Annotated in this window: 14 protein-coding genes; 8 read left to right on the plus strand and 6 right to left on the minus strand. The window is 54.9% G+C overall.

The window, feature by feature from the left end; genetic code table 11:
- Positions 1–55: 55 nt before the first annotated feature.
- From mnmG to ACEPPP_RS10800, 8 genes are all read left to right on the plus strand, one after another.
- Positions 56–1927: a tRNA uridine-5-carboxymethylaminomethyl(34) synthesis enzyme MnmG gene (gene mnmG / locus ACEPPP_RS10765; protein WP_374086547.1), complete on the plus strand. Its 1872-nt coding sequence runs from the start codon at positions 56–58 to the stop codon at positions 1925–1927.
- Positions 1927–2559, plus strand: coding sequence for a 16S rRNA (guanine(527)-N(7))-methyltransferase RsmG (rsmG, locus tag ACEPPP_RS10770; RefSeq protein ID WP_374086548.1), 633 nt, complete (start codon positions 1927–1929; stop codon positions 2557–2559). Before mnmG ends, rsmG begins: the two co-directional genes overlap by 1 nt.
- 3 nt (positions 2560–2562) lie before the next feature.
- A complete protein-coding gene (locus tag ACEPPP_RS10775; protein WP_374086550.1) occupies positions 2563–3330 on the plus strand; it encodes a ParA family protein in 768 nt (255 codons plus the stop codon).
- Positions 3331–3333: 3 nt separating this feature from the next.
- A complete protein-coding gene (locus ACEPPP_RS10780) occupies positions 3334–4203 on the plus strand; it encodes a ParB/RepB/Spo0J family partition protein (protein ID WP_374086552.1) in 870 nt (289 codons plus the stop codon).
- A 496-nt stretch (positions 4204–4699) separates the two neighbouring features.
- The gene (locus ACEPPP_RS10785) at positions 4700–5140 is read left to right on the plus strand and encodes a hypothetical protein (RefSeq protein WP_374086554.1); all 441 of its coding nucleotides are present in this window, start codon (positions 4700–4702) and stop codon (positions 5138–5140) included.
- 11 nt (positions 5141–5151) lie between these two features.
- On the plus strand, positions 5152–6441 hold the full coding sequence (locus ACEPPP_RS10790) for a hypothetical protein (protein WP_374086556.1): 1290 nt from the start codon (positions 5152–5154) through the stop codon (positions 6439–6441).
- 8 nt (positions 6442–6449) lie between these two features.
- On the plus strand, positions 6450–8552 hold the full coding sequence (locus tag ACEPPP_RS10795) for a cache domain-containing protein (RefSeq protein WP_374086558.1): 2103 nt from the start codon (positions 6450–6452) through the stop codon (positions 8550–8552).
- A gap of 156 nt (positions 8553–8708) precedes the next feature.
- On the plus strand, positions 8709–9668 hold the full coding sequence (locus ACEPPP_RS10800) for a hypothetical protein (RefSeq protein ID WP_374086560.1): 960 nt from the start codon (positions 8709–8711) through the stop codon (positions 9666–9668).
- Positions 9669–9670: 2 nt separating this feature from the next.
- Here ACEPPP_RS10800 and rnhB read toward each other — a convergent pair whose 3' ends face one another.
- The 6 genes from rnhB to epmA form a co-directional block, all read right to left on the minus strand.
- Positions 9671–10273, minus strand: a complete 603-nt coding sequence (rnhB, locus tag ACEPPP_RS10805) for a ribonuclease HII (RefSeq protein ID WP_374086564.1) — start codon at positions 10271–10273, stop codon at positions 9671–9673.
- Between the two features lie 21 nt (positions 10274–10294).
- Positions 10295–11065 (minus strand): acyl-ACP--UDP-N-acetylglucosamine O-acyltransferase, encoded by a 771-nt coding sequence (lpxA, locus tag ACEPPP_RS10810; protein WP_374086566.1) that lies wholly within the window; start codon positions 11063–11065, stop codon positions 10295–10297.
- A gap of 2 nt (positions 11066–11067) precedes the next feature.
- Positions 11068–11511, minus strand: a complete 444-nt coding sequence (fabZ, locus tag ACEPPP_RS10815; protein ID WP_374086567.1) for a 3-hydroxyacyl-ACP dehydratase FabZ — start codon at positions 11509–11511, stop codon at positions 11068–11070.
- 139 nt (positions 11512–11650) lie between these two features.
- Positions 11651–12136, minus strand: coding sequence for an OmpH family outer membrane protein (locus tag ACEPPP_RS10820; protein ID WP_374086569.1), 486 nt, complete (start codon positions 12134–12136; stop codon positions 11651–11653).
- A 95-nt stretch (positions 12137–12231) separates the two neighbouring features.
- Positions 12232–14634, minus strand: a complete 2403-nt coding sequence (gene bamA, locus ACEPPP_RS10825; protein WP_374090918.1) for an outer membrane protein assembly factor BamA — start codon at positions 14632–14634, stop codon at positions 12232–12234.
- Between the two features lie 83 nt (positions 14635–14717).
- Positions 14718–15719, minus strand: a complete 1002-nt coding sequence (gene epmA, locus ACEPPP_RS10830; protein WP_374086570.1) for an EF-P lysine aminoacylase EpmA — start codon at positions 15717–15719, stop codon at positions 14718–14720.
- Positions 15720–15760: the final 41 nt, after the last annotated feature.

The raw sequence follows: 15760 nt of genomic DNA on the forward strand, positions 1-15760 counted from the left end.
CGCCCTGCTCGGCCGGACGGATTACTATAACAGCCCATTCGATTAGAATACAGTCGTGAAATTCAAAAAAGATTTTGATGTGATCGTGGTCGGCGGCGGCCATGCCGGCACCGAAGCCGCGCTGGCGGCGGCCCGCGCCGGCGTGAAGACGCTGCTGTTGTCGCAGAATATCGAAACGCTCGGCCAGATGAGCTGCAATCCGGCGGTGGGCGGCATCGGCAAGGGGCATCTGGTCAAGGAGATCGATGCCTTGGGCGGCTGCATGGCGCGGGCGATCGACCTCGGCGGTATCCAGTTCCGGATTTTGAACGCGAGCAAGGGGCCTGCGGTCCGGGCCACGCGCGCGCAGGCCGACCGCAAGCTCTACAAGCAGGCGGTGCGGCAGATGCTCGAAAATCAGCCGAATCTGGCGCTGTTCCAGCAGACGGTCGCGGACTTGATCGTGAATGGCGATCGGGTCGTCGGCGTGAAGACCGAAATGGGGCTCAGCTTCATGGCGCGCGCGGTCGTGTTGACGACCGGCACGTTCCTGGGCGGCAAGATCCATATCGGCCTCGAAAACTACAGCGGCGGCCGCGCCGGCGATGCGGCGTCGATCGCGCTGGCGCAGCGCCTGCGCGAATTGCCGTTCCGGGTCGATCGGCTGAAAACCGGCACGCCGCCGCGCATCGACGGCCGCACGATCGCTTTCGACAAGCTCGAAGTCCAGCACGGCGACGATCCGGTGCCGGTATTTTCGTTTCTCGGCAAGCGCGAAGAGCATCCACGCCAGATTCCCTGCTACATCACGCGCACGAATACGAAAACACACGACATCATCCGCTCCGGGCTCGACCGTTCGCCGTTGTATTCGGGCATCATCGAAGGCATCGGCCCGCGTTACTGCCCGTCGATCGAGGACAAGATCGTGCGTTTCGCGGACCGCGATACCCATCAGATCTTCGTCGAGCCGGAAGGCCTCGATACGCACGAGATTTATCCGAACGGCATCTCGACCAGCCTGCCGTTCGATGTGCAGTACGAATTCGTGCGGTCGATGCACGGCTTCGAAAATGCCGAGATCGTGCGCCCCGGTTATGCGATCGAATATGATTTCTTCGATCCGCGCGATCTGAAGACATCGCTCGAAACCAAGCACATGCACGGCCTGTTCTTTGCCGGCCAGATCAACGGCACGACCGGCTACGAAGAAGCCGCCGCGCAGGGCCTGATCGCGGGTCTGAATGCGGCGCTGTTGGTGCAGGAGAAAGAAAGCTGGTGTCCGCGCCGCGATGAAGCCTATATCGGCGTGATGATCGACGACCTGATCACGCGCGGCACCCAGGAACCGTACCGGATGTTCACCAGCCGCGCCGAATACCGCCTGCAGCTGCGCGAGGACAATGCCGATCTCAGGCTGACGCCGCAAGGCCGCGCGCTGGGTCTGGTCGATGACGCGCGCTGGCGCGCGTTTGAAGAAAAACAACGGGCGATCGGCGAATTGCAGGAAGGCCTGAAAAAACACTGGATACGTCCTGACACCGAAGGCGCGGCGATGGCCGAAGCCTACTGGGGCAAGCCGATCCAGAAGGAAGTGAATCTCTTGGAAATGCTGCGCCGGCCGGAAGTCGATGTCGCGCGGTTGCTGTCGTTTTACGATAAAGGCGCGGAGGTTGCGGAACAGGTCGGCGAACAGGTCGAAATCCAGACCAAATATGCGGGTTATATCGTTCGCCAGCAGACCGAAATCGACCGCGCCTTGCGTTACGATCACTTGCGTTTGCCGGAGACCCTCGATTACACCGGCGTGCCGGGGCTTTCGAACGAGGTCAGCGAGAAACTGCGCAAACAGCGGCCGGAAACCCTCGGCCAGGCCTCGCGGATTCCGGGCATCACGCCGGCGGCGATCTCGCTGCTCCTGGTCTATCTGAAAAAGAAAAGCGCCTGATGGAGTCTTGCGAAACGATCCTGAAAAGCGGTCTCGATGCGCTCGGGATTGGCTGGACTGAAACGCAGATCGGCCGCCTGCTCGCCTTTCTGAAACTGATCGAAAAATGGAACAAGGCGTATAACCTGACCGCGATCCGCCACCGCGAGGACATGGTCAGGCTGCATCTTCTGGATAGCCTCGCCGTGCTTTCCCATGTCAAAGGTCGGCGTGTGGTCGACATCGGCACCGGCGCCGGCCTTCCGGGTATTCCGCTGGCGATTTTTTTGCCCGAAGTCCGATTTACCCTGCTCGACAGCAATGCGAAAAAAACCCGCTTCGTGCAGCAGGCGGTCTTGGAGTTGAAACTCGGCAATGTCGAGGTGCGCCATAGCCGGGTGGAAGCCTTTCACCCCGAGCAAAAATTCGATACGGTGATCACCCGCGCTTTCGCGGCCCTGCCGGCGATCATCGAGACGACCGCGCATCTACTCGGCGAGCAAGGCGTGCTGTTGGCGATGAAAGGCCAAAATCCAAGGGATGAACTGGCGGAAGTTAAGGTAAAATCGTCGGTCATTGCGCTCGCAACGCCCGGCGTCGAGGCGGAGCGCTGCGTGGTGATCATTCAAAAAGATGCGATTTCTGTAGGATAAAGTGTGACAAAAGTTATTGCGGTAACGAATCAAAAAGGCGGCGTCGGCAAGACCACGACCAGCGTCAATCTGACGGCGTCATTGGCGGCGGCCAAGCGCCGTGTGCTGCTCGTAGACCTCGATCCGCAAGGCAATGCGGCGATGGGCTGCGGCGTCGACAAACAAAAAGTCCCCTATTCCAGCTATCACCTGCTGCTGGAAGAAGTGCCGGCCGAGCAGACCGTGATCAAACTGCCGGAGCTCGGCTTTTCGGTGATCGCGGGCAACGGCGATCTGACCGCCGCCGAAGTCGCGCTGATGGACGCCGAGCGCCGGGAACGGCGGCTGGCCGAGGTCTTGATGCCGATCAAGGCGCAGTACGACTACATCCTGATCGACTGCCCGCCGTCGTTGAACATGCTGACCCTGAACGCCTTGGTCGCGGCCGATAGCGTGCTGATTCCGATGCAATGCGAATATTATGCGCTGGAAGGCTTGTCGGCGTTGATGAGTACGGTCAAAAGCATTCAGGACACGGTCAATCCCGCTTTGCATCTGGAAGGCATTCTACGGACCATGTTTGACGACCGCAGCCGCCTGACCAAGGACGTCTCCGAGCAATTGGTCGAGTATTTCGGCGACAAGGTGTTCAGAACCTGCGTGCCGAGAAACATCAGGCTCGCCGAAGCGCCGAGTCATGGCCTGCCGGTTTTAGCCTACGACAAAACCTCGCGCGGCGCCCTGGCGTATCTCGCGCTGGCCGGCGAAATGTTGAGAAAAGAGAAAAAATAAGGCATGTCGATCAAAAAACGTGGATTAAGTCGCGGCCTCGATGCGTTGCTGGGTGATGTTTCAATCACCAAAGCGGAAGTCACATCGACGTCACCTGCGCACGCCTTGCATACCCTGCCGATCGAGTTTCTGCAACGCGGAAAATACCAGCCGCGGCGGGACATCAATCCGGAAAAATTGCAGGAATTGGCCGATTCGATCAAGGCGCAGGGTGTGATTCAGCCGGTCGTGGTGCGGCAGCTCGACAGCGAAAAATACGAGATCGTTGCCGGCGAGCGGCGCTGGCGCGCGGCGCAACTGGCCGGCTTGCATGAAGTGCCGGTTGTGGTCAAGGACATCGACGACCGCACCGCGATGGCGGTCGCATTGATCGAAAACATCCAGCGCGAGGATTTGAACCCGCTCGAAGAGGCGGAAGCCCTGGCGCGCCTGCTCGACGAATTCGACATGACGCATCAGCAGATCGCGGATGCGGTCGGCAAATCGCGGGCGACCGTGACCAATCTGTTGCGCTTGCTGGATTTGCATCCGGAAGTCAAAAAACTGTTGTTGAACAAACACATCGAAATGGGGCATGCGCGCGCTCTGCTCGGGCTGGACGGACAGAAACAGGTCGCGGCCGCGCATAAAATCGACAAGGAAGGCTTGACGGTCAGAGCCGCCGAAAGGTTGGTCAGAGAGCTCCAGTCTCCTACCGACAAGCCGGAAAAAGATAGAGTCATCGACAAGGATACCTTGCGCCTGCAGGAAGATCTGACCTCACGCTTGGGCGCCAAGGTCTCGATCGCCCATAAAAAGAACGGGGCGGGCAAGCTGATTATCGCCTATTCCAGTCTGGAAGAGCTCGATGGGATCATCGGGCAGATCAAGTAATCCATTCACTACCACCCTCGCAGACTTCGGTTTGCGAAGGTTTGTATTCATAATCAATGGCTTATATAGGAATGAGTGCTGCGCCGGCCACCCGGAAGCAAGCAGGAATCCGCGCGGCCCATCATTCTAACGCTTAAGATGATCATAATATTGTAAAATGAGAAGTTGTGCTATATTTATTTGATGAAATATGGCTACTCACTTTCATTGCCTCATCGATCCACCTTCCGTAACGCCTTATCGGAGGTCGCGCCCGTTTTGGCGTGAAAATGGTTTCGATGATTACAGGGATTGTTAAGCACAATGATCCGAGCCATTTCATTGCAATCTTTTCCGCCGTCTTTCTAGCCCGTTCAACAGCGCATCCCCGTGTGTCAGCCTCTCTTCTGGTAAATCCGCTGCGTGTCAGTTTACTGGAGCTATTCCAGTCTATCCATTTTTTACAGGCCTCCTAATGCAGCAACCGAGCCATTGGCGGTGTGTTCGTAGCGCCTTCATGTTTCGCTTTACCGCAAAACCGTGGTTAGTCGGCTTATGGGTTTTATTTCGCCTGCCTAAAATTTTAATCTTCGCCGCACTCATTTCACTGCCGAGTATGGCGGTTCAGGCGGAGGATGCAAAAGTCAGTCTTTTAGACTCGAGCGGCAATGCCAAACGGTTGTCAGCCGAAACCGTACGCGAGATTTTCTTTATGCGCCTAAGTTCCTGGCCCGATGGTTCCCCGATCCATGTGTTTGTGCTTCCTGACGATCACCCTTTACATGTTCGCTTTGCGAAAGAAATTTTGGGTGTTTATCCGTTTCAACTGCGTTCGGCTTGGGACCGACTGGTGTTTTCAGGCACCGGCGTATCGCCGACTACGGTGGAATCGTTAGAGGAAATGCGCTCGCGTATCGCGTCGACGCCGGGCGCCATTGGCTATACAGATAAAAAATAAGGAGATCATCGATGAGATCAATAAACCTTAAGCTTCGTCTCGGCAAAGCCGCTCCGATGATCTTTTGCTCCGCATTGGCCTTGCTCGCGCCTATGGACGCGTCGGCAAAGGAATTTCTGGACGGGAATGTGAAGGTATATGGCTTTGCCAGCCAGGGAGCGACGTATACCGATCATAACCAGGTATTTGGAACGAGCCGTGACGTAAGTTTGGATTTCAGAGAGATGGGGCTGATTACTTCGGTAAAGCTGCTGCCGAATTTGCTGATTTCCGCGCAGGGTTTATACCGCGATACCGGCGCTTCCGATACGCAAGGCACCCGGCTCGATTTTGCCCAGGCCGATTATAGCGTTCCGCTGTTCGATTCTTCCTTGGTGCTTGGGGCTCGCGGCGGCCGCGTCAAGATTCCGTTCGGTTTATACAACGATACGCGCGATGTCGTGTGGACCCGGCCTTCGGTATTGTTGCCGCAGTCGATTTATTTCGATACGCTGGCCCTCAGGCAGGCGATGATCGCGGCTGACGGGGGTATGCTCTATGGGCGTTATACCCATGGCGACCACCGATTCGGCTGGGAATTTATGGCGGCCGAACCGCAGGACAGCACGGGCGGGGCGACGGGTTTCCTGACGGGCATTCCTCATGTGCCGGGCCTTCCGAAGTCTGAAGGCAGCTTGGGCGGACGCCCTTTGCTGCTGGGCCGGGCTTTTTATGAGTGGATGGGCGGGCGTGGAAAGCTGATGTTTTCTATCGTCGACCTGGACCGGGATTTTAGCGCATCCCCTGGGCAGTCCGCATTTTATCAAAACGGCAACACCAAAGTGACCTACCCCTTGTTTTCGGCGCAGTACAACGCCGAAAAATGGTCGCTGACCGCCGAATATGGCTGGATCAGCAGTGATCGTAGCGGCTATTCGACTGCAAACACCGCATTCATACAAGGCCTGCCGACCTGGAAGCAAAATACTTCCGAGAATTTCTATGTGCAGGGCGAATACCGGTTTACGCCGGAGTTCTGGGCGGTGCTGCGCTATGATGTGTTGCACCTGAATCGCGACGACCGGGATGGCAGGGAAATGTCCAGATTGTCCGGCGGGTTGGCGCCGGCGCATCGTTTTTATGCGCGGGACCTGACTGCCGGCGTACGCTGGTCATTCGCCCGCAATTTTTTATTGGCGTCGGATTATCATTATGTGAATGGGACAGCCTGGCTGAATGAAGCCGAAAATCCCAACCTTTCAAGTCCGGAAACGTCATCGCATTTCAGTATGGTGACCACGATGCTGTCTTTTCGCTTTTGAGGCGTTGAATGGCTGGTGGATCCCATAAGCTCAGCCGTAAGCCCCGCTTCGCCAGCTTGCATCGCAAGTGGCTGGCATCGCTGAGTTTATTGCTGCTTTCCCTGGGCGCTGCGTTTAGTGCGCTGAATTACTGGTATCTCGAGGTACAGGTAAAAACCCAGAATGCACAGAGTCAGGCGGCCTGGAGTGCGGAATTTAAAGGCCTTATCAGTCATTCCGTGGATCGTCTGCAACGGCTCAGCATCGTGATCGCTTCGCTCGGCAATTTGTCCGATCGCCTGAAAAAAAACGGAGGAATGCTCAATTCTGACGAGCTGGAGCGGCAGTTTTCCAGCGTGCGTTATGAGCTGGATGTCGAACGAATCGTCATTTTCGATAAACAGGGCGAGATTCGCTGGAATTGGTCGCCGGACAGCAGCAGCTTCCTGTCGATGCAGTCGATGATGACCGCGCTCGAGCATGCGAAAAACAATGAGCAGCCGGAAGCAGCTCTGGATTGTCAGTCGCAGTGCGGATTGAACACGGTGATGCCGTTGCTGGCAGACGGCGAACATGTCGGTTTTATTGGCATGAGTCAAAGAATCACCGATCTGGTCGTTGAGTTTTCGACCGCAACCGGCGTCGATATCGGCATTCTGGTGCCGACAGGCACTGAAAAAACGGATCAGGCTTTTTCGGGCTGGGGTTTGTACACGGCTGCCTTGACCCATGCTTCGGCGCTCAAGCCGTTCATTGCAAATCTGTCGGAGCGTTATGTATCGCCGGAGGATATTCCCGCTGCCGTCTGGTTGCCATGGCAGAACAGCTTCTATGTGTTCAATGCCGTTCCGCTTAAGCACATGATTACCAGCGCTAATGGCTATTTGGTATTCATCTCCGATGTGACCGAGGCCACTTCGGCGTTGAAACAGTCCAATCGCAACAGCATGTTGTTGATGTTGGGATCGTTGTTATGTGCGGAAATCTTTTTGTTCCTGCTGCTGCGCAAGCCGCTGCGGCGTTTGAGTCATTTGGCAACAACCTTGCCGTTGGTGGCGCAGGGCGGCTATCAGGAGGCTTACCAAGCATTCGGTTTGCATGGCCGTCTCTCCGGCCAACGCGATGAGATCGATATCCTTTACGAGACGTCGATCGATCTGACTCACCAAATCGAGGAAAGCCAACTGGCCTTGGCTGCCGATAGGGACTTCATCCGGGGCATTCTGGACAGCGTGCAGGTGATGATCTTGACGCAAACCCGCGACGGCCGGCTGCATACGGTAAACCGGTACATGTCGCAAATGCTGGGCCGATCCCCCGAACAACTGAGGAAAAATGCCTTTGTCGATCTGCTCGAAGACGATGAAGGCAAAGAGCAATATCAGGATAACCGGATCAATCTCTTCTCGTCTTCCCTGCATCGTCTCGAACACGAAGGCTCGATCATCGACGCGAACGGAGAGATGCGCCATATCATCTGGATTCACACCTTTTTGGGCTCGACGCATCAAGACGATGCGGTGGTCCTGTCCGTCGGCATGGATGCGACCGATCGGATCGTGGCCGAAAATCGCAGCCGCTGGCTTGCCCACCATGACCCGTTGACGGGGCTCGCGAATCGGCTGCGCTTTCATGAGGAACTCGAAAGAAGCTTTGCCGATGCGGTGCGTAGCGGCAATTCCAGCGCGCTGCTCTTGCTCGATCTGGATTATTTCAAGACGATCAACGATACCAGCGGTCATGCGGCGGGCGATGCATTGCTGGTCATTCTGGCGAACGAAATGCGTGCGCGTGCGCGCAAGTCGGATCTGATCGCCCGTCTGGGCGGGGATGAGTTTGCCGTATTGATGCCTACAACGGGCCGCCTCGGCGCCGAAGCCTTTGCGACTTCCTTGAACGAGCGTCTGGCAGAACGCAAGTTTCAGTTCGGTAGTAAGGAATATAGGATTTCGGCGAGTATCGGCATCGCCTTGTTGCCGCAACATGGCACGAATGTCGAGGAGTTGATGGCAAACGTCGATGTGGCGATGTACGCGGCGAAAAAAGGCGGTAAAGGCCGTTGGTGTTTGTACACGCCCAATTTGGGATGCCCATCGGGGCAGCAGGCACGGGAAGATTCGCTAGCACGGTGATATTACCTTACCAAGCACAGTTTAATATTCAGTAATAAAGGATTGTTATATTCATGATAGAGAAAATTGGCTTTATTGCACTGCGTCCAGCAAGCATCGCTCGGATGCACCGAACTCACCCTACTATTTTTTCCTTCAACACTGAACGCCGCTGATATGATCAACTACCCAAGACTCGACTGTCCGTTCCCCTCTGCGATCAATCCACATGCCGATGCCGTCAATAACCATACGTTGAATTGGGTAAAGCAATTTGATCTGGTTGTCGATGAAAAAAATTTCCGTCGCTTACAAAAATCCAAATTCGGGCGGCTGGCGGCGCGCGCTTATCCGAATGCGCCGTTGGAAGAACTCAAACTGGTTTCGGATTGGAATACCTGGCTGTTTATCCGCGATGATCAATGCGACGAATCCGGCTTGGGCAAGGATCCGATCAGGCTTTCCGGCGTGCATGCCGAACTTCTTGAAATTCTGCTCGGGCGCGCGCCCGAGAAGTATGATTCGGCGCTGGCGCATGCCCTGTATGATATCCGCAGCCGTCTGCTTAGAAAAGCCAGTTCGGCATGGATGAGTCGGTTCGTTTATAGCGTGATCGAATATTTCGAATCGTCGGTATGGGAGGCGATCAATCGCGCGGACCACAAAATTCCCGATACCGAAACCTATATTCTGATGCGCCCTTATACCGGCGGCCTATACACCGATATTGAATTGATCGATATTACGGAAGACATTTATTTGCCGCTGCATGTGCGTAAAAACGAGGTGATCCAGCGCTTGTCGCTGATGGCCAATAATGTCGTTTGCTGGTCCAACGACATTATCTCCCACGCCAAAGAGTCGAAGTATCATGACGTGCACAATTTGGTTGCCACCTTGCAGCCGGCACAGCCGTCGCTGCAACATGCGATCGATCTGGCGGCCGAAATGACCCGTGCGGAAATCGATGCTTTTGTCGAATTGGAAAAGCAAATCCCTGCGTTTTCAGCGGAAATCGATGGGGATGTACAGCGCTATGTTGCCATACTGAGGTCTTGGATGCGCGGCAACCTGGATTGGGCTTATGAATCCAGCCGCTATATCGTCGCAACGGATGACATAGCGCTGGAGGTATGAATTTAACCGCCTTGGCCGCGAGGGAGCAGGTCATTTACCGGCTTGAAGGATTTGCGGTGAATGGCCAGAGGCCCGAACTGTGCGAGTTCGACCAGGTGCTGTTTGGTGCCGTAGCCTTTGTGCAGGTCAAACGCGAAGCCGGGAAATTCTCTCGCATAGCCTTCCATGATCAGGTCGCGGTGGACTTTGGCGAGGATCGAGGCGGCGCTGATGCTGGGGATGATGCGGTCGCCCTGGACGATGGCTTGGGCCGGAATGGATAGAACCGGCAACCTATTGCCGTCGATCAGCACGCGCTGCGGTTGGGTGGATAGCCGGTTGACCGCCCGCTGCATGGCCAGAAGGGTCGCTTGCAGAATGTTCAGCTGATCGATCTCGCTGACATCGGCCTCGGCGATAGCCCAGGCAAGCGCTTTTTCCTGAATGATTTGATAAAGCGCCAGCCGTTTTTTTGCACTGAGTGTTTTCGAATCGGCCAGACCGTCTATCGGCCTTTCCGGGTCGAGAATAACCGCGGCCGCAACCACAGGGCCCGCCAACGGGCCGCGGCCCGCTTCATCCACCCCGGCAATCAAGCCGGATTCCACTGGCGAAAAATCCCGCATGCGGTGAACAGGGCTAGCTGGCTAGCGTAAAATACCGCGGCTGACATGACGCAAAAAATCGGCCAATTCGGCCAAATTTGCGTTGTCGTGACCAAGGCTCAGCATTTCCTCGATCGCCTCTTCGAGGCGAAGATTCATCTTGTAGATGATCTTATAGGCCTTTCTGATCAGCCGAATGTCATCCGGCGAGAAGCCGTTGCGCTCCATCCCGACCGCGTTGATGCCGTGAGGCTTGGTCGGTTTGCCTCCGACCATCACGAACGGCGGCACGTCCTGGGTGATCGCGCTGCCCATCGCCGCGAAGCTGTGCTGACCGATTTTGGTAAACTGGTGCACCAGCGTGAAACCGCCCAAAATCGCATGGCTGTTTAAAGAGACGTGTCCGGCCAGGGAGGCGCCGTTCGCCATCACCACATGATCGCCGATCACGCAATCATGCGCGACATGGGTATAGGCCATGAATAAATTGTCGCTGCCGATGCGGGTGACGCCTTGATCCTGCACCGTGCCGCGGTGCATCGTGGCGAACTCGCGGATCGTGTTACGGTCACCGATTTCGAGCCGGGTCACTTCCGCGGCATATTTCTTGTCTTGGGGGTCTTCCCCTATCGAGCAGAATTGAAAGATGCGATTGTCTTTACCAATGGAAGTCGGCCCCTTGATCACGACATGCGAGCCGATGACAGTACCAGAATCGATCTTCACATCGGGTCCGATCACCGAATAGGGTCCGACAGTAACGTCGCCGGACAATTCGGCGCGTTTATCGATAATGGAGTTAGGATCGATCAAAATTAATTTACCACGGCAGCACAGCGGATTTCAGCGCTGGCGACGAATTCGCCATCGACTTCGGCAGAGCAATCGAATGCCCAGATATTGCGTTTGCTTTTCAAGAACTTGGCTTCCAGCATCAATTGGTCACCAGGAACCACAGGTCGCTTGAATTTGGCCTTGTCGACGCTGACCAGATAATAAATCATGCCGGCAAGTTCCTCGCGAGCGGTTTCAGACGCCAGAAGGCCGGTCGTTTGCGCCATCGCTTCGATGATCAATACGCCCGGCATGATCGGTTTCTGCGGAAAATGGCCTTGAAAAAAAGGCTCGTTGTAGGTGACATTCTTAACCCCCAGCAACCTGACTCCAGGCTCACATGCGATGACCTTGTCGACGAGTAGAAAAGGATAGCGATGTGGTAAAAAGTCTTGTATTTGTAAAATATCTAACTTAATTGACATGGTGCTGGTCGTTCAGATGATTAGGATGTGATTCCGTTCATGCAAATGACGAATGGCGTGGGCTTTTATCGTCGTTTGGAGGCGTGCCGCTGCCACTCGTATTCGGTTTGTACAAAGGAATGAAGAAGATCGGACAAGCTTATTGTGCCGATGACAGTTTTTTCTGCACCTGAGCGGTAATGTCGAGTTTGTCGTTGGCAAAGAGTACGCCTTCATACAGTACCAGATCGAAACTTTGTTCCTTGGCGATGGCCTGAACGGCTTCGACGATTCGGCGTTGCAATTTACCGAGTTCTTGGTTTTTGCGGGTGTTCATATCATAGCCGGTTTCTTCGCTGACACGCTTATAATCGAGCGATTTGTCGCGCAGTTTTTTATCCAGGCTGGTGCGTTCGCTTTCGCTCATGACCGCGCCATCCCGGTTTAATTTGTCTTCCAGGCCTTTGATTTCAGTCTCCAGCGATTTGATTTGCTTGACGCGGGATGAAAATTCCTGTTGCAGACGTTTCAGTTCTGGAGCTTCCTTGAGCACGGTATTCATATCGACGACGCCCACTTTGAGTTCGGCGAAACAGGTGTTGGCGGCGAGCGCTAAGCCCAGGAATAATGCAATTTTGGTTTTCATTGTGATACAAATCTCCAGAGAATTTAAGGGGTGGAATTGTGGGTAAATTTGTTAGATTATAGGGGATATGCCGGTTAAAGCCAAAACAACTTGCTTTAGAAATTCTGCCCGAAGTTGAATTGAAAAATCTGTTTTTGGTCGCCGAGGTGATTAGGGTCATTAGGGTCATCTTTCTTGGCATTTAACGGGAGCGCCGCGCTGACCGACAAGGCTCCGAAAGGCGACAGCCATTCGCCGGAAATGCCGGCGGAATACCTCAATTCATTGAATTTAAATCCGTTTTCGACCGTGCCGGCATCGAAGAAGGTGCCCATGCGGACCGATTTGACATCCGATAAAAACGGCACCGGAAAAAACAGTTCGGCATTGCCGATCATTTTGGTCGAGCCGCCGAAGGGATAGAGTTTGTTCGCTGTCGCTGTTCTCGTCGTCACAGGCCTGTTTGTGATTGGATCTATGATGATATTACCGGCCGCGTCTCGTTGTACGACGTTTGTATAGATTGTTTGGGTACTTTTAGGCCCCAGTGTGTTGTTTTTATAACCGCGCACCGAGCCGGTGCCGCCCGCGAAGTAGTTTTCGAAGAAAGGCAAGGCATCCGTGCCGCCATAGCCATCGCCGTAAGCGACCTCCCCGTGCAGACGAAAAGTCAAACTTTGCGCCAACGGGATATAGATCTGATGCTTATAGCTAATTTTATAATACTCCAGATCGCTGCCGGGGGTCGTCGCGAGAGCGGAAAAGCGTTGCTGCCCGCCTTTGGTGGGAAATATCGCCCGGTTCAGGGTGTCGTGCGACCAGCTGATGGTCGGCGCTAGAGTCAGAAATTTGTCGCCTTCTTTTTTGATGAAGTCCTGGATTTCATTCGCAACTTGGTCAGTGTCTTTCAGTGTGGTGTGCTTAAGATCGAGATCGAAACGCAATTGATCGAATTCGTTGATAGGAATGCCGAAGTTGATGCCGGCATTCGCGACATCGGTCGAATAACTGGTGATATTGATTCGGGCCGCGTTACGGCTGGTATAACCCAGGTTGTAACCCTGGCTGACGCCGTCCACGTTGAAATACGGGTTAAAAAAACCGAATTGGTAACTGGTGAGGTAGTCGCTGTTGTTGAAGGCGAGATTGACGCGTTTTCCGGAGCCGAAAACGTTGTCCTGCGAAATGTTCGCATTCAACACGATGCCCTGCACCTGCGAATAGCCGACACCGGCCGACAAGTTGCCCGAGGCTTTTTCGGTCACTTTGTAGTTCACGTCGATCTGGTCGGCCGCGCCGACGACCTGGGGGGTCTCGACATTGACGTCTTCGAAATAACCGAGACGCTCGAGACGGGTTTTCGAACGCTCGATCTTCGAACCGGACGCCCAGCTCGATTCCATCTGCCGCATTTCCCGGCGTAACACTTCATCGCGGGTCTTGGTGTTGCCGGTAAAATTGATATGGCGGACATAGGCGCGTTTGCCCGGATCGACAAAAAAGGTCATCACGACCGTTTTGTTCTTCTCGTTGATTTCCGGCACCATGTTCACGTTCGCGAAGGTGTAGCCTTCATCGCCCAGACGGTCCGAGATCGCCTTGGAGGTTTCGGTGGCCTGTTTTCTCGAAAAGATTTCGCCGGGTCCGATGCCGACCAGCTTGATCAGTTGCTCGGGCGGCACGATCAGATTGCCGGCCAGCTTGACCTTGTCGAGCGTATAGACATCGCCTTCCTTCACGTTGATCGTGACATAAATGTCTTTTTTATCGGGCGTGATCGCAACCTGGGTCGATTCGATCGAAAAATTGATGTAACCGCGATCGAGGTAATACGAACGCAGGGTTTCGAGGTCGGCCTGCAGTTTTTGCTTTGAATACTGGTCGTTCTTGGTGTAGAAGGACAAAAGATTGGTGGTGCTGAGCTCCAGTTGTTTGAGCAGGGTGGGGTCGTCAAACGCCTTGTTGCCGACGATGTTGATTTGCTTGATTTTGGTAACCCGGCCTTCGGAAATCTTGATCAGGATGCCGACCCGGTTGCGGGTCAGCGTGTTGACCTCGGTTTTGATCTTTAAGGCGTATTTGCCGTGGCTCAGATACTGGCGGTTCAACTCCTGCTCGACCTTGTCGAGTATCTGTTTGTTGAACACCTTGCCTTCCGACATGCCGATCGAATTCAGCGCCTTGGTCAGGTCGTCCTTACTCAGGTCCTTGTTGCCCTCGATAATGATTTTGGCGATCGAAGGCCGTTCGACGACATTCACGATCAGGGTCGAGCCGTCCCGCTCCAGCGAAACGTCCTTAAAGAAGCCGGTTTTGAACAGCGCCTTGATGGCGGGACCGGCATTATCCAGGGAGAACTTTTCGCCGACGTTGACCGGCAGATAGTTGTATACCGTGCCTTGTGAGATCCGTTGCAAGCCTTTTACCTTGATATCGGTCACGATGAATTCTTCATCGGCCGCAACTGTCTGGGACAACAGTAGGCACAGCAAAAACAGGCGGGCAAAAGGTTTCGGCATCATGAAATAAGTGGGAGAGAACAGCAGACTCTGATTTTTGGGGCGGTCGTCCGGATTATATCATAAGAATTTATTTGCACAGCTTATGCGCGGTTTATCGAGAAACTCAGCACATCGGCGATAGCGGATTTTCCAAACAGCACCATCAGCAAGCGGTCGACGCCGATCGCAATGCCAGAGCAATCGGGCAGGCCCGCGGTCAGTGCGGCGATCAGGCGCTCGTCTTTCGCCGCGGCCGGTAAGTGTTGCAGCTGCCGGATCGTGATTTCCCGATCGAAGCGCCGGTTTTGTTCCTCCGCATCGGCCAGTTCGAAGAAGCCGTTGCCCAGTTCGATGCCGTCGATAAACAATTCGACCCGGTCGGTGATCAACGGATTCGCCTCATTCAGGCGCGCCAAGGAAGACTGACAGGCCGGATAGCCGTGAACCATGCACAAGCGGTTATTTCCGAGGTGCGGCTGAATTCGGTGGCTGAATAAAAAATCGAGCCAGACCGCATGATCCTCGCCGCAAATCGCGATGGCTTCGGCTAAACCGTTGGCCGAGGCATAAGCGCAATAATCCGCATACGAAAATTCGGCGGCATTCAGGCCAGTGTAGCCGGAGAACAGTGAACAGTAACTGAACCGCTCCGCCGCCAGCAAAGCCCTGTGGCCGGCAAATAAAGTGCCGATCAGCGCCTCGCATTCGTCCATCAAGTCGGGCAGACGAAAGCCGACACGGTACCATTCGAGCATCGTGAATTCGGGGTTGTGAAAACGCCCGGCCTCGCCGTTGCGAAACGCCTTGCAGATTTGATAGATCGATCCGGAGCCTGCGGCCAACAGGCGCTTCATCGCAAACTCGGGCGAAGTCTGCAAGTACAGGGTTTGCCGCTCTGGGGTAAAGGCAAACTCGGTGCTGAAAAAAGCCAGTTGCGGATCGGTGCCTATCGCACGGCTGAGCAGCGGCGTTTCGACTTCGAGCACGCCCCGCTGCCAAAAAAACTCGCGAATCTGCCGCAACACTTGCGCTCTGAGCGGTAAAAAGTCCGGCGCGCAACTGGGCTGCCAGGCGCTTGCCGCGGATTCGGCTGGATCTGTCATCGGACGCGGTTATGGGGTACGCAGAGCCGACTTAGCTAAAG

This window comes from Methylomicrobium lacus, from assembly GCF_041897535.1.
GTDB classification, from domain to species: domain Bacteria; phylum Pseudomonadota; class Gammaproteobacteria; order Methylococcales; family Methylomonadaceae; genus Methylomicrobium; species Methylomicrobium lacus_A.

What these genes read in the sequence shown, in the direction of transcription:
- rsmG (WP_374086548.1), top strand. Translation starts at nt 1,927, where the DNA reads ATGGAGTCTTGCGAAACGATCCTGAAAAGCGGTCTCGATGCGCTCGGG.
- ACEPPP_RS10780 (WP_374086552.1), top strand. Translation starts at nt 3,334, where the DNA reads ATGTCGATCAAAAAACGTGGATTAAGTCGCGGCCTCGATGCGTTGCTG.
- ACEPPP_RS10785 (WP_374086554.1), top strand. Translation starts at nt 4,700, where the DNA reads ATGTTTCGCTTTACCGCAAAACCGTGGTTAGTCGGCTTATGGGTTTTA.
- ACEPPP_RS10790 (WP_374086556.1), top strand. Translation starts at nt 5,152, where the DNA reads ATGAGATCAATAAACCTTAAGCTTCGTCTCGGCAAAGCCGCTCCGATG.
- ACEPPP_RS10795 (WP_374086558.1), top strand. Translation starts at nt 6,450, where the DNA reads ATGGCTGGTGGATCCCATAAGCTCAGCCGTAAGCCCCGCTTCGCCAGC.
- ACEPPP_RS10800 (WP_374086560.1), top strand. Translation starts at nt 8,709, where the DNA reads ATGATCAACTACCCAAGACTCGACTGTCCGTTCCCCTCTGCGATCAAT.
- rnhB (WP_374086564.1), bottom strand. Translation starts at nt 10,273, where the DNA reads ATGCGGGATTTTTCGCCAGTGGAATCCGGCTTGATTGCCGGGGTGGAT.
- fabZ (WP_374086567.1), bottom strand. Translation starts at nt 11,511, where the DNA reads ATGTCAATTAAGTTAGATATTTTACAAATACAAGACTTTTTACCACAT.
- ACEPPP_RS10820 (WP_374086569.1), bottom strand. Translation starts at nt 12,136, where the DNA reads ATGAAAACCAAAATTGCATTATTCCTGGGCTTAGCGCTCGCCGCCAAC.
- bamA (WP_374090918.1), bottom strand. Translation starts at nt 14,634, where the DNA reads ATGCCGAAACCTTTTGCCCGCCTGTTTTTGCTGTGCCTACTGTTGTCC.
- epmA (WP_374086570.1), bottom strand. Translation starts at nt 15,719, where the DNA reads ATGACAGATCCAGCCGAATCCGCGGCAAGCGCCTGGCAGCCCAGTTGC.